Annotated in this window: 3 protein-coding genes; 1 reads left to right on the top strand and 2 read right to left on the bottom strand. The window is 61.7% G+C overall.

What is annotated here, in order from left to right; all coding sequences use genetic code 11:
* The first annotated feature begins 35 nt into the window (after positions 1 to 35).
* Positions 36 to 10,391 (top strand): non-ribosomal peptide synthetase, encoded by a 10,356-nt coding sequence (locus K0P33_RS18365; RefSeq protein ID WP_242156077.1) that lies wholly within the window; start codon positions 36 to 38, stop codon positions 10,389 to 10,391.
* A gap of 135 nt (positions 10,392 to 10,526) precedes the next feature.
* On the opposite strand, the gene K0P33_RS18360 is transcribed toward K0P33_RS18365, so the two are convergent.
* Positions 10,527 to 12,905: a TonB-dependent siderophore receptor gene (locus tag K0P33_RS18360; RefSeq protein WP_094950651.1), complete on the bottom strand. Its 2,379-nt coding sequence runs from the start codon at positions 12,903 to 12,905 to the stop codon at positions 10,527 to 10,529.
* 154 nt (positions 12,906 to 13,059) lie between these two features.
* The gene (locus K0P33_RS18355; RefSeq protein WP_242150309.1) at positions 13,060 to 14,712 is read right to left on the bottom strand and encodes a cyclic peptide export ABC transporter; all 1,653 of its coding nucleotides are present in this window, start codon (positions 14,710 to 14,712) and stop codon (positions 13,060 to 13,062) included.
* Positions 14,713 to 14,863: the final 151 nt, after the last annotated feature.

The raw sequence follows: 14,863 nt of genomic DNA, 5'->3' as shown, positions 1-14,863 counted from the left end.
CACTTTCGGCGCAACAAAAGAAAGCGTTGGCGGTAATGCTCAAGCAGCAAGGCATCAACCTGTTTGAGATTGCCCCGGTTTTCAAGCGTCAGGAAGGCGAGCCGCTGCGACTCTCTTATGCCCAGGAGCGGCAGTGGTTTTTGTGGCAGCTGGAGCCGCAGAGCCCTGCCTACCATTTGCCGCGAGCGTTGCGCTTGAAAGGCCAACTGGATCGGGCGGCCTTGCAGCGCAGCTTCGATGCCTTGGTTGCCCGCCATGAAAGCCTGCGTACCCATCTGCAGCAGGACGTCGACGGGGTGTTGCAGGTGGTCCGCCCGCACCAGCAGGTTGAGGTTGCTTATGAAACGGGCGATGCCTCGCAACTTGAGGCCTGGGTGCAAGCGCAAATTGCCCATCCTTTCGACCTGGAGCAAGGCCCCTTGCTGCGGGTCAAGGTCTTGCAACTGGCACCGGATGAGCATGTGCTGGTACTGGTGTTGCACCACATCGTGTCTGATGGCTGGTCGATGCAGGTGATGGTCGATGAGCTGGTGCAGATGTATGTCGCCTACAGCCAGGGCAAAGACGTGCAACTGCCCGCGTTGCCGATTCAATACCCGGACTATGCGCTGTGGCAGCGTAGTTGGATGGAGGCTGGCGAGAAAGAGCGCCAGCTGGGTTACTGGCGTGAGCGGTTGGGCGGTGAGCAACCAGTGCTGGAGTTGCCGTTGGACCACCCACGGCCGGCGGTTCAGAGCTACCGTGGCGCACGCCTGGATGTCAGCGTGGAGGCAGCGCTGGTCAATGGTCTCAAGGCATTGGCGCAGCGTGAGGGCGTGACCCTGTTCATGCTGTTACTGGCGTCGTTCCAGACGCTGTTGTATCGCTACAGCGGCCAGTCGGATATCCGCGTCGGCGTGCCGATTGCCAACCGCAATCGCGCAGAAACTGAGCGTCTGATCGGGTTTTTCGTCAACACCCAGGTGCTGAAAGCGGATATCGACGGGCAAATGACTTTCAGCCAGGTGTTGGCGCAGGTCAAGCAGCGCGCCCTGGAAGCGCAGAGTCATCAGGACTTGCCATTTGAACAGTTGGTCGAGGCCTTGCAGCCCGAACGCAGCCTGAGCCATAACCCGTTGTTCCAGGTGATGTTCAACCACCAGACCGAAGGCCATAAAACGCGTGCTGCGCAGCAATTGCCAGGCTTGGCGTTGGAGGCTTTGGAGTGGGGTGATCAGAGCGCGCAGTTTGACCTCAGCCTGGACACTCAGGAGTCACCCGAAGGCCTGGCGGCTTCGTTGACCTATGCCACCGACCTGTTCAACGCGGCCACCGTTGAGCGCATGGCGCAGCATTGGCAGGCACTGTTACGGGCGGTCGTCGCGCGCGCGGGAAATCGCGTCGCGCAACTGGCGATGTTGACCAAGGATGAGCAGCGCCGCGTGTTGCACGATTGGAATCACGCTGCTGCCGCGTTCGTAGAGTCGACGGGCGTGCAGAGCCTGTTTGAGGTGCAGGCGCGGCAACGGCCGGAGGCTATCGCCCTGTGCCTGGGTGAGCAAACCATCAGCTATGCCGAGCTGAACCGGCAAGCCAACCGCCTGGCCCATTATCTGATCGACCAAGGCGTCGGCGCCGAAGTGATGGTGGGCGTGGCGGTGGAGCGCTCGTTTGCGATGGTGGTTAGCCTGCTGGCGGTACTCAAGGCCGGTGGTGCGTATGTGCCGTTGGACCCGCAATACCCGCGCGAGCGCCTGTTGCACATGCTTGAAGACAGCGCTGTGCGCCTGGTGGTGTGTCAATCGTCAGTGCCGTTGCCGCTGCCGGAACACATTGAGCGGCTGGATCTCGATCGCCTCGATGGCGACCTGCAAGGCCGCTTTGAGCACAACCCCCAGGTCCAGGTCGATCCGCAGAACCTGGCTTACGTGATCTACACCTCCGGTTCCACCGGCAAGCCCAAGGGCGTGGCGATCAATCACGCGGCACTCACTGAGTTCTCCAGTATCGCCGCCGGTTATTCGCAGTTGACCCAGGCAGATCGCGTGCTGCAGTTTGCGACTCTGAACTTCGATGGGTTTGTCGAGCAGTTGTACCCGGCGCTGACCCACGGTGCCACGGTGATTCTGCGCGGCCCCGAGTTATGGGACAGCGCGCGGCTGTATGAGGAAATCATCACCCAGGGCATTACCCTGGCCGACCTGCCAACCGCCTACTGGAACCTGTTCCTGCTCGATTGCCTGGCCACCGGGCCGCGCGCTTACGGCGCGCTTCGCCAGGTGCATATCGGTGGTGAAGCCATGCCGCTGGAGGGACCGGCGCAATGGTTAAAAGCCGGCCTGGGCCATGTACGATTGCTCAATACCTATGGCCCGACTGAAGCGACGGTGGTGTCGAGTGTGCTGGACTGCACATCCGCCAGTGAAATCATCGGCGCCACGGCCAGCCCGATTGGCCGCGCGTTGCCAGGTCGTGCCCTGTACGTGCTGGACCGCGACCTGAACCTGGCGCCGTTGGGCGCAGTGGGCGAACTTTACATCGCCAGCCACCGTGGCTTGGCACGCGCCTATTTGAACCGCGCACTGCTCACGGCTGAACGCTTTGTGCCGGACCCGTTCGGTGACACCGGCGAGCGCCTCTACCGCACCGGCGACCTGGCGCGCTGCCGCGCCGACGGCGTCATTGAGTATGTGGGGCGGGTCGACCACCAAGTTAAAATCCGTGGTTTGCGTATCGAACTGGGCGAAATCGAAGCGCTGTTGCTGGCCCAGCCGGGTGTGCGCGAAACCTTGGTGCTGGCGGCCGACAATCAACTGGTGGCCTACCTGGTCGCCGAGCAGCAAGACGCCGAAGCGCTCAAGGCCGCGCTGCGTGAACAGCTGCCGGACTACATGGTGCCGGCCCACTTGGTCTTCCTTGATCGCATGCCGTTGAACCCGAACGGCAAGCTGGACCGTCAGGCACTGCCCAAACCTGATGCCTGCCAATCGCTGCAGGCCTGGGTCGCGCCGGTGACTGAGCTGGAACAGCAAGTTGCTGCTGTCTGGGCTCAAATCCTTGGTGCTGAACGGGTAGGGCTGACGGATCACTTCTTTGAAATGGGTGGCCATTCGCTGTTGGCGATGCAGGTGGTCTCACGCCTGCGCCATGCATTGGGCCGTGAAGTGCCACTCAAGCTGGTATTCGAACAACCGCGCCTCGAAGGCTTTGCCGCCGCCTTGCACGCATCGGAGGCGGTGGTGGGCGAACAGGCGCCGGCACTGGTTGCGGTCGGACGCGATCAACCGTTCCCGCTGTCCTATGCCCAGGAGCGCCAGTGGTTCCTTTGGCAGCTGGACCCCGGCAGTGCCGCTTACCATATCCCCAGTACCTTGCGCCTCAAGGGGCAGTTGGATACCTCCGCGTTGCAGCGCAGTTTCGATGTGTTGGTCGCCCGCCATGAAAGCCTGCGCACGTACATCGAACCGCAACCGGACGCTGCACGGCAGGTTATTCGCGCGCAGATGGCGTTACCCATCCCGTGCGTTGACGTGCAAGAACCCGACGTGCAGGCGCACGTTGAAGCCGAAATCGCGCGGCCGTTCGACTTGCAAGCAGGGCCGTTGCTGCGTGTGACGTTGCTGCGCGTGGCAGCGGACGAGCATGTACTGGTGCTGGTGCAACATCACATCGTCTGCGACGGTTGGTCGATGCAGGTGATGATCGACGAGCTGGTGCAGCTCTACCAGGCGTTCAGCCAGGGCCAGTTGTTGCAATTGCCGGTGATGCCGATCCAGTACGCCGACTTTGCCGTATGGCAGCGTACTTGGATGGAAGCCGGTGAGAAGGCGCGCCAACTGGCCTACTGGCGCGAACTGTTGGGTGGCGAGCAACCGGTGCTGGAGTTGCCGTTCGACCACCAACGCCCCGCGCAGCAGAGCCATCGCGGTGCGCGTCTGGATGTGCCATTGTCCGTCAGCCTGGCCGAGAGCCTTAAAGCTCTAGCTCAGGCCCAGGGCGTGACGATGTTTATGCTATTGCTGGCCTCGTTCCAGACGTTGCTGCACCGCTACAGCGGCCAACAGGACATTCGCGTCGGTGTGCCGATTGCCAACCGTAATCGGGTCGAGACCGAGCGCCTGATTGGCTTCTTCGTCAACACCCAGGTGCTCAAGGCCGACCTCGACGGGCACCTTACGGTTGCCGAGCTGCTGGCCCAGGTCAAACAGCGTGCCCTGGATGCCCAGGCCCATCAGGACCTGCCGTTCGAGCAACTGGTGGAAGCCTTGCAGCCGGAGCGCAGCCTGAGCCTCAACCCGTTATTCCAGGTGATGTTCAACTATCAGAGCGAAGGGCGACTGGGCGCCCCGTCGCAGACGCTGTCGAATTTGCACATTGAAGGCCTGGAGTGGGAGCGCCGTACCGCGCACTTCGACCTCGACCTGGATGTGCATGAAAGCGCAGAAGGCCTGTGGGCCTCGTTGGGCTACGCCACCGACTTGTTCGAGCCTGCGACCATCGAGCGCATGGCGCGCCATTGGCAGAACCTGTTGCAGGCGATGGTTGCTGATCAGCAGCAAACCGTTGCCCAACTGAAGCTGCTGGACTATGACGAGCAGCAGCACATTCTGCAGCTGTGGAATCGCACTGACTCGGGCTTCTCGGCGCAGCGTTTGGTGCATGAATTGGTCGCTGATCGTGCACGGGAAAACCCGGGTGCCGTGGCGGTCAAATTCGATGCGCAAACCCTGACGTACGGCGAATTGGACCGCCAAGCCAATCGCCTGGCTCACGCGCTGATCACCCGTGGTGTCGGCCCGGAAGTGCGCGTGGCGATTGCCATGCCGCGCAGTGCCGAAATCATGGTGGCGTTCCTCGCCGTGCTCAAAGCCGGTGGCGTCTACGTGCCGCTGGACATTGAATACCCGCGTGATCGCCTGCTGTACATGATGCAAGACAGTCGCGCCAAACTGCTGCTGACCCACACCAGTGCCTTGCAGCAACTGCCGGTCGCCGATGGCCTGGCTACCTTGGCCATTGACCGAACAGAGGAGTGGAGCGGTTACAGCGACACCGCGCCGCAAGTCGACCTGGACGGCGACAACCTCGCCTATGTGATTTACACCTCCGGCTCCACCGGCATGCCGAAGGGCGTGGCCGTTTCCCACGGCCCGTTGGTGGCGCACATCATCGCCACCGGCGAGCGCTACGAAACCAGCCCGGCCGATTGCGAACTGCACTTTATGTCCTTCGCCTTCGACGGTTCCCACGAAGGCTGGATGCACCCGCTGATCAATGGCGCCAGCGTCTTGATCCGCGATGACAGCCTGTGGCTGCCGGAATACACCTACGCACAAATGCACCGTCACAACGTAACGATGGCCGTGTTCCCGCCGGTGTACCTGCAACAGTTGGCTGAGCATGCCGAACGCGACGGTAACCCACCGGCGGTACGCGTTTACTGTTTTGGCGGCGATGCCGTCGCTCAAGCCAGTTACGACCTGGCATGGCGCGCGCTGAAACCGACTTACCTGTTCAACGGCTACGGCCCGACCGAAACCGTGGTCACGCCGCTGCTATGGAAAGCCCGTCGAGGCGACCCATGCGGTGCCGTTTACGCACCCATCGGCACACTGCTGGGCAACCGCAGCGGCTATGTGCTGGATGCACAACTCAACCTGCAACCGATTGGCGTGGCCGGCGAGTTGTACCTGGGCGGAGAGGGCGTGGCCCGTGGTTATCTGGAGCGCCCGGCCCTCACCGCCGAGCGTTTTGTACCCGACCCATTCGGCAAGCCCGGCAGTCGTGTGTATCGCAGCGGCGACCTGACCCGTGGCCGTGCGGATGGTGTGGTGGATTACCTCGGCCGTGTCGACCATCAAGTAAAAATTCGCGGCTTCCGTATCGAACTGGGCGAGATCGAAGCGCGCTTGCGCGAACAGGACAGCGTCGGTGAAACCGTGGTTGTGGCCCAGGAAAGCCCGAGTGGTAAGCAACTGGTGGCGTATGTCGTAGCGGCAACCGCCCACGTCAACGAAACCGAGTTCCGCGAAGCCCTGCGCCGCGCTCTGAAAACCTGCCTGCCGGACTACATGGTGCCGGCGCATTTCATGTTCCTGGCGCAAATGCCGTTGACCCCCAACGGCAAACTTGACCGCAAGGGGCTGCCGCCGCCGGATACGGCGCAGTCGCAGGGTGTGTGGGTTGAACCGGTCACGCCGTTGCAGCAGCAGGTGGCAGCGATCTGGGCGCAGGTGCTGGGGGCCGAGCGTATTGGCCTGACTGACCACTTCTTCGAGCTGGGCGGGCACTCGTTGCTGGCCATGCAGGTGATCTCTCGCGTGCGGCAACTGCTTGAACGCGAAGTGTCACTGCGCACCTTGTTTGAACAGCCGCAACTGCAAGGGTTTGTGCTGGCGCTGCAGGCCGCTGATCGTGACCTGGCGCCGACGATGGTGGCGGTCGGGCGCGACCAGCCGTTAGTGCTGTCCTTTGCTCAGGAGCGCCAGTGGTTTCTTTGGCAGCTGGACCCCCACAGCGCTGCCTACCATATTCCGAGCATTTTGCGCCTGAGCGGTCAGCTGGATCAGCAGGCCTTGCAGAGCAGCTTTGACGCACTGGTCGCACGGCATGAGAGCTTGCGTACCCGTATCAATCAGCAGGATGAGCGCGTGGTGCAAGTGATTCGCCCGGCCGAGCCGGTGCTGATTGCGCGGGTAGATGCCCTTGAAGCCACGCTACAGCAACAGGTGGAAGCCGAAATTGCGCGGCCTTTCGACCTGCAACAAGGGCCACTGCTGCGCGTCACGCTGATGCGCCTGGCGCAGGACCTGCATGTGCTGGTGCTGGTGCAGCACCATATCGTCTCCGATGGTTGGTCGATGCAGGTGGTGGTCGATGAGCTGGTGCAGCTGTACGGCGCTTACCGCCAGGGTGAGGTGGCGCAGTTACCGGCGTTGGCGTTGCAGTATGCCGATTACGCGCACTGGCAGCGCCAGTGGATGGCGGCCGGGGAGCGCGAGCGCCAATTGACGTATTGGCGCGCGCTGCTGGGGGGCGAACAGCCGGTCTTGGAGCTGCCGACTGCGCGTGCGCGTCCGGCGGTGCAAAGCTATCGTGGCGCGAGCCTGGACGTCGAGTTGCCGGCGCAATTGGCCACTGGGCTCAACGCCTTGGCCCAGCGCGAAGGTGTGACGGTGTTCATGCTGTTGCTGGCGTCATTCCAGGGCCTTTTGTATCGCTACAGCGGCCAGCGCGACATCCGCGTCGGGGTGCCGATCGCCAACCGCAACCGTGTCGAAGTCGAACGTCTAGTGGGTTTTTTCGTCAACACCCAAGTGCTCAAGGCCGAATTCGACGAGCAACTCACCGTTCGCCAGTTGCTGCAGCAGGTCAAGCGCCGCAGCCTGGATGCCCAGAGCCACCAGGACCTGCCGTTCGAGCAATTGGTCGAAGCGTTGCAGCCGGAGCGCAGCCTGAGCCATAACCCCTTGTTCCAAGTGTTGTTCAACCACCAGAACGATGCAGGCCTGGCCACCCAGGGCCGACACTTGCCTGACTTGCGTGTGGAAGGCTTGGACTGGGGCAGCCAGACCGCGCAGTTCGACCTGAGCCTGGACACCCAGGCATCGGCGGATGGCATCTGGGCCACACTTACCTATGCGACTGACTTGTTCGAGCCGGCGATGCTCCAGCGCATGCTTGGTCACTGGCAGAATATCTTGCAAGGCATGCTCGACGACCCGCAGCAGCGCGTCAGCCAACTGCCGATGCTGGACCGCACTGAGCAACGGGTGGCGCTGCAAGACTGGAACGCGACCGAGCAGGGCTACACGCAGCAGCCCGTTCACCAGTTGATCGAAGCGCAAGCCCAGCGTACCCCGCATGCGCAGGCGTTGGTCTTTGCCGAACAGCGCCTGACCTATGCTGAGCTCAACCGCCGCGCCAACCGTCTGGCCCATTGTCTGATGGCGGCGGGTGTCGGCCCGGATGTGTTGGTGGGGGTCGCCGTCGAGCGTTCGATTGAAATGGTCGTCGGCCTGCTGGCGGTGCTCAAGGCCGGTGGCGCTTATGTGCCGCTCGATCCTGAATACCCGCGCGAGCGCCTGGCCTACATGCTGCAAGACAGTGGCGTGAAGCTGCTGCTGACCCAGGCGCATTTGCTCGAGCAACTGCCGATTTCCCCAGGGTTGGAATGCCTGGTAGTGGGAGAGTCCGGGTTCGAGGGCTACAGCGATACGAACCCTGGCATAGCACTGTCTGGCGAAAACCTGGCTTACATGATTTACACCTCCGGTTCCACCGGCCAGCCCAAAGGCGCAGGTAACCGGCACTTGGCGCTGACCAACCGCTTGTGCTGGATGCAGCAAGCCTACGCGTTGAGTGCCAGTGACACGGTCTTGCAAAAGACCCCGTTCAGCTTCGATGTCTCGGTGTGGGAGTTTTTCTGGCCGCTGATGACGGGCGCAAGCCTGGTGGTCGCCGCCCCCGGTGATCATCGCGACCCCGCCAGGCTGGTGGCGCTGATTAACGCCGAACGCGTTACCACGCTGCACTTTGTGCCGTCGATGCTGCAGGCGTTCCTGCAAGACACCACGGTGGGCACCTGTCAGACCTTGCAGCGCATCGTGTGCAGCGGCGAAGCGCTGCCGGTGGATGCGCAGCAGCAGGTATTCACCAAGCTGCCGCAGGCTGCCTTGTATAACCTGTATGGCCCAACTGAAGCGGCTATCGACGTGACCCATTGGGTTTGCGTTGACGAAGGGCGTGACACGGTGCCCATTGGCCAACCCATCGCCAACTTGCGGACCTACGTGCTGGATGCGGATCTGCAGGCGGTTGCCGTGGGCGTGGCGGGCGAATTGTACTTGGGCGGCATCGGGCTGGCGCGCGGCTATCATCGGCGCCCGGGGCTCACGGCCGAACGGTTTATTGCTTCACCTTTCAAGTCGGGAGAGCGTCTGTACCGCACCGGCGACCGCGTCTGCCAGCGCGCCGACGGGGTTATCGAATACCTGGGGCGCCTGGATCATCAGGTTAAGCTGCGCGGCCTGCGTATCGAGTTGGGCGAGATTGAAGCGCGCATCCTCGAACATCCACAGGTGCGAGAGGCCTCGGTGCAGGTTATCGACGGCAAGCAGCTTGTGGGCTATCTGGTATTGCAGGCCCCGAGCGAGCACTGGCGCGCGTCTCTCAGCGCGTATCTCCTGGCGCATCTGCCTGACTACATGGTGCCGGCGCAGTGGGTGCTGCTGGCGCAGATGCCTCTAAGCCCCAATGGCAAGCTGGATCGCAAGGCATTGCCAAGGCCCGGTGCGGATCAACGGGAGCGTGCCTATCAGGCGCCGCAGAGCCCATTGGAACAGCGCCTCGCGATTATCTGGAGCGAGGTCCTGGGCGTCGAACAAGTGGGCTTGAATGACAACTTCTTTGAGCTGGGCGGGCACTCGCTGCTGGTGCTGATGCTCAAGGAGCGCATCCGCAAGGCTACCGGGACATTGCTGTCAGTCAGCCAATTAATGCTCAACCCGACGGTGGCGGGGCAGGTGGCGTGCCTAGGCGGCGACACCCGCCACTCGCTGATCGTCAAACTCAACAGTCAGACCCAAGGCACGCCACTGTTCCTGTTCCACCCCAGCTACGGTTCGGTGCATTGCTACAAGGCCATCGGCCTGGCGCTGCGTGAGCAGCGGCCGGTGCTTGGCGTGATCAGCCGGGCACTGGTCGATGAGGGCAGTGAAGTACCCACCTGGCAGGCCATGGTGGAGGACTACACCGCACAGCTGCTCGAGGCCGTGCCGCAAGGCCCGTATCGCTTGGCCGGCTGGTCCCTGGGCGGCAACTTGGCCATGGAAGTCGCTTACGCGCTGGAGCAGGCTGGGCGGGTGGTGGAGCTTGTCGGTTGGATCGACGCATCGCCGCCGTATTGGCTCAGGGCCTACTGGGACACGGCGGTGGTGGCGGATGACAGTGAGTTGCCGGTCAATCAACGTCGTGTGGAGCTGTTACAGGTCATGTTCCCGGACTCCAGCCAGTCGATCCAGGTTGCCTGGTTGCAAAGCCAGACGGTTGCTGGTGAAGAGGCGCAGCAATGGCAGGCCTTCAGCGCCTGGGCCGAAGGTGCGCTGGGTGAGACCTTTCTGGAGATCAAGAACTCCTTGCTTGATGGGGATGAAGCGCAGATCTCCTGGGCGCTGGATCGCGCCCTGGGCCAGCGCCTCAAGGATGCCGACTTCAAGCCGATCAACGCGCCGATCAGTTGCTGGTGGGCCGCCGCGAGCCGGGCTGGCCAGCATCGTCAGTTGATAGAAGCAAGCATGGAGCAGGTCATGGGCTGGCCGTGCATTGAGCAGTCAGTGTTGATCGACTCTACCCATGATCGAATCATCGATAACCCCACGTTCGTGCAGAGCTTTGCCGATGCAATGAAGTAACACCCTGTGTAAAAGCAACGCCCCTGGACAGGTGCCCTGGGGCGTTTTTTTATGCGGGTTATTCAGCACAGGGCCTTTTCAGCGGGCAATAAAAAACCCCTGGTCATCCGCGATGACCAGGGGTTTTGTGCTAGATCAGAAGTTCCAGCGGGTGCTGAGCATCACGTTACGCGGGTCACCGTAGTAGGCCGAGTTGTAGAAGCCGATGTTGGTGTAGTACTTCTTGTCGAAGATGTTGTTGACGTTAAGGGTCGCCGAGACATTCTTGGTCACCTGGTAGCGGGCCATCGCGTCCACTACCCAGAGCGGGTCCTGGGAGAAGTTTTCCGTAGTGCCTTTGGCGTAGTTGTTCAGCAGTTTCCAGCCGGTACCCTGCCAGCGCACGCCGGTGCCCAAGGTCAGCTTGTCCAATGGGCCGGTCAGTTTGTAGCTGGTGTAGAGATTGACCTGATCTTCCGGTTCCCAGGTGGAGAGCTTCTGGCCTTGTTTGTCGCGCATGATCTTGTGGGTATAACCCGCTTGCAACTGCCAGCCCGGCGCCAGTTCGCCAGAGATTTCCGCCTCGTAGCCTTTGGTCTTAGCTTCGGTGCCTAGAGATGCGTAATCCAACCCTGGGTGGCTGTTGGGGATATAGGCGACGTCGTCGACTGCGCGGTTTTTCTCGTGGACTTCGAAGTACGCCAGGCTCGAATTCAGGCGGCCATCGAAGAACTCACCTTTGATGCCGATCTCGTAGTTCTTGCCTTCATCCGGTTCGAGCGGCTTGTCGTTGCGGTCGCGGTAGTCGTCTTGCGGCAGGTAGATCTCGGTGAAGCTGGCGTAGGCCGAGAAGTTGTCGTTGAGGTCATAGGTGAGGCCGGCGTAAGGCACGACCTTGCCGGTGTCCTTGACCTGGCTGGTGCCGCTGACTTCGTAGTTGTTGACCCGGGTGCCGAGGATCAGGTGCAGGTCATCTGCCAGGCTGAAGCGCCCGGTGATGTAGCCGGCGCTCTGGCGGGTCAGCTCGTCGTTCTTTTTGGTCCGGGGGCCACGGTCCGGCTTGGGGGCGTCGCCGTCCCAGTTGAAGTAGTCGTGGCTGTTGTTGTAGTTGGTGGCGTTGGTGTAGTCGTTGCCCAGCCAGCGCGAGCGCGAGACCGAGGTGCCGACGACCAGCTCATGCTCACGCCCGAACAGGCTGAATGGGCCGGTGGCATACAAGTCGCCGGTGTCACTGGTGGTTTCACCGATGTAGGTACGGGTCAGCAGCGAGGCTTTGCCGGTGACCGCGTCTGGCGACAGCAGGGCCGACAGCGGCGCTTTATAACCGTTGATCTGGTGGTTGTACTGCGCCTTGCCGACCCAGCCGTTGTCGAACGTGTGTTCCAGGGTCGCGAAGGCCGTGCGCGTGTACTGCTTCCACTTGCTGTACTTGGCGCCGTTGTTGAAGGAGCGCGGCGTGCTGATGCGGTTACCGGCCGAGTCAAACAACGAGGCCGCACCGGACCAACTGGAACCCTGTGGGTTGCTGTCCTGATAGTCACCGCCAATGGTCAGCAGCGTATCCGGCGCCAGGTCGAATTCGAGGATGCCGTAGTAGACGTTGGTCTGGCGCTGATAGTGATCGAGGAACGTGTGTTTGTCCTGGTAGGCCGCGACAGCACGGCCGCGCACATTGCCGGACTCGGTCAACGGGCCGCTGACATCGATTTCCGAGCGATAGTTGTCCCAGGACCCCGCGCCCAAGTCGACATAGCCTTTGAATTCCGATGTGGGTTTTTTACGCACCATGTTGATGGTACCGCCCGGGCCACCGGCACCGGTAAGCAGGCCGGTGGCGCCCTTGAGGATTTCGACGCGGTCGTAGATCACGGTGTCGGTCAGGGTGTGGCCCGAGGAGTACTGGGCATCCTGCAGAATCGGAATGCCGTCGTACTGGAAGTTCTGGATGGCAAAGCCACGGGAGAAGTAACTGGTGCGCTCGCTGTCATAGGTCGCGACCGTAATGCCCGGCGTGTGGCGCATGACGTCGTCGATGGACTTGAGGTTGAAGTCATCCATGGCCTGTCGGGTCACCACGGAGATCGACTGCGGCGTCTCGCGTGGGCTCAATACCATGCGGGTCGCGGTGGCAATGGTGCCGGGGGTGTAGGAGCCGGAACCTTCAGTGATGGTCCCCAGCTGGTTGGCCGTCACCTGGGTCGCGCCCAGCTCCAGTGCCGACGTTCTAGCTGCACTGATGGTAAACGAGTTGCCTTGCAGGTCGTAACTGATACCCGTGTCGGTCAGCAAGGTGGTCATGGCCTGGCTGGGTTGTAACTTGCCCTTTATCGGGTGGCTGCGTTTGCCTTCTACATCGGTCGGGCTGTACAGCACCTGCAAATTGGTCTGGCGGCCGAATTCCTGAAGCGCGCTCCCCAGCGGCTGCGCAGGCACGTTCAATTCGATTTCCTGAGCCTGCACATAACCCGCCACCGGCAACGCCATTGCAAAGGCAAGGCTGCTGGGCAGGATAGGGATGTTCAAGAGGCGGCGCATGGAGAGTGCCTTGCTCAAGGGACTCAGACCGAACGTTGCTGGCATGGATGCATTCTCTTCTAGGTGTTAAGTGGGCAGTTCTTAGTGTTTATTGAGGTCAATTCTCATTACCACTAGTGAGACGTTCCTATCCGAAGAAACCGGAAAAGAAATTTCACGCCGGTTCCATCTCGTGCACCACTTTGCCCGCACGCAGGCGCACCAACTTGTCGGCGACATCGAAATAGCGGTCGTCATGGCTGATCACAATGATGGTTTTGCCCAGGCGTTTGAGGTCTGGGAGCAGCTCGGTGTAGAACACGCGGCGGAACGCCGGGTCCTGGTCGGCCGCCCATTCGTCGAACACCAGCACGGGGCGTTCTTCGAGCCACGCATTAACCAGCGCCAGGCGTTTGCGCTGGCCGGTGGAGAGGTCGGTGGTGCTGAATACGCCGTTTTTGACGCTGACCTTGTGCGCGATTTCCAGGCGCTCCAGGTACTTGGCGGCGCTGTCCAGCGATTGCGTGGCACTGCCCTGGACCAGGTCGTCGAACAGGTAGTAGTCGGCGAATACCGTGGTGAACAATTGGCGATAGTCATCGCGCACGGGGTCGGTCACGGTGTCGCCGTTAAGCCGGATTTCACCGGCGTCGGGTTGGTACAGACCGAGCAATAGCTTGATCAGGGTGGTCTTGCCGCAACCGTTCTCGCCGACGATAAACACGATATCGCCCTGCTTGATGCTCAGATTGATCGGCCCCAGGTGGAACGGCTCGCTGCCTTCCACCGGCGGCGGGCTGTAGCTGATGCCGCGCAATTCAAGGCTGTTGACCACCGGTGTCGGCGCTTCGCTGCCGTCCATCAACAAGTGTGGCTCGGGGGACGAGAAGCGATCCGACAACTCGGTGATGCGCGCAAAGGCAATCCGCGCCTTGCCGATGATCGGCAGGTAACCGACCACGTGTTCGAGCGGGCCTTTCATGTACAGCAGCACCAGCACGAAGCCTGTGATCACTGCAGGGTCCGGGTTGGGGTTGTAGGCTTGCATGGCCAGAGCCAGGCCGATGACCACGAAGAACAGCATCGAGCCGAAGGTTTTCGCCACGATGTAAATATTCACCGAGCGCACCTGGATAGCGCTGATCTGGTCGGCGGTTGCCTGGATGCGGTGGGTGTTCATCCGGTAGCGTCGTGGCCGGTGGATGCGCAGCTCCTTAGCGCCCGAGGCAATCGCTGAATAGTAGCGTTGCAGTTCGTCTTCCAGGTCGCGGGCTTCGTCAAAACCGCGGATGCCCTTGTGGCCGGCGATGAACTGCACGCTGCTGCCGATGACGATGGCCACGATCATCATCAGGAACATCGGCACCGACAGGTAGGCCAGGTAGCCCAGGCAGCCGAGGGTCACCGTGGTGGCGATGGCCAGCGGCGTGAACGCGAAGGAGAAGTCGCTGATGGTGTCGACGTCGTGGGTGAGGACCGGAATCAGGCGGTGGGCGCGGTAGCGCTCGATCTGCTCGATGGGCGCCGACAGCACTTTCTCGCCGAGGTCCTTGCGCAAGGCGGCGATGATCCGTTGGCCCACATAGTTGGTGCCGATATCCGAGACGATGGAGCTGGTCAGCGCCAACAGGCACAGCGCGGCAAAGGTCAGGATCACGCCCTGGGTCATGCCGGTGGTGGAATGCAGGGCGTTATTGATCGTCGCCAGCAGCAACGTGATGGCCAGGCCGCCGGCCATGCCCAGGGCGACGGAGACCGTCACGATAGTGCGAAAAGGCCTGAGCAATGCGAGCAAACCTTTGAAGGCGCCGCGCTTGGGGTCGGTCATAAATACTTCCCGGAAAGTCAAAAAGAGGGGGCTGGGCACACAGACCCTTACCCATGACAAACGAAGCGCTGGCGCGAGTATTTAGCGCGGCGTGCCCTTTGCTGGCGGCGCGGGATAAATTGCCGCCGGGCTGGTTCGTTCTTGTGCTGTA

Origin of the sequence: Pseudomonas sp. ArH3a (assembly GCF_022648765.1) — a bacterium.
GTDB lineage: Bacteria > Pseudomonadota > Gammaproteobacteria > Pseudomonadales > Pseudomonadaceae > Aquipseudomonas.
This window is presented reverse-complemented; position numbering and strand designations above follow the sequence as displayed.

What these genes read in the sequence shown, in the direction of transcription:
- K0P33_RS18365 (WP_242156077.1), top strand. Translation starts at nt 36, where the DNA reads ATGCTCAAGCAGCAAGGCATCAACCTGTTTGAGATTGCCCCGGTTTTC.
- K0P33_RS18360 (WP_094950651.1), bottom strand. Translation starts at nt 12,905, where the DNA reads ATGCGCCGCCTCTTGAACATCCCTATCCTGCCCAGCAGCCTTGCCTTT.
- K0P33_RS18355 (WP_242150309.1), bottom strand. Translation starts at nt 14,712, where the DNA reads ATGACCGACCCCAAGCGCGGCGCCTTCAAAGGTTTGCTCGCATTGCTC.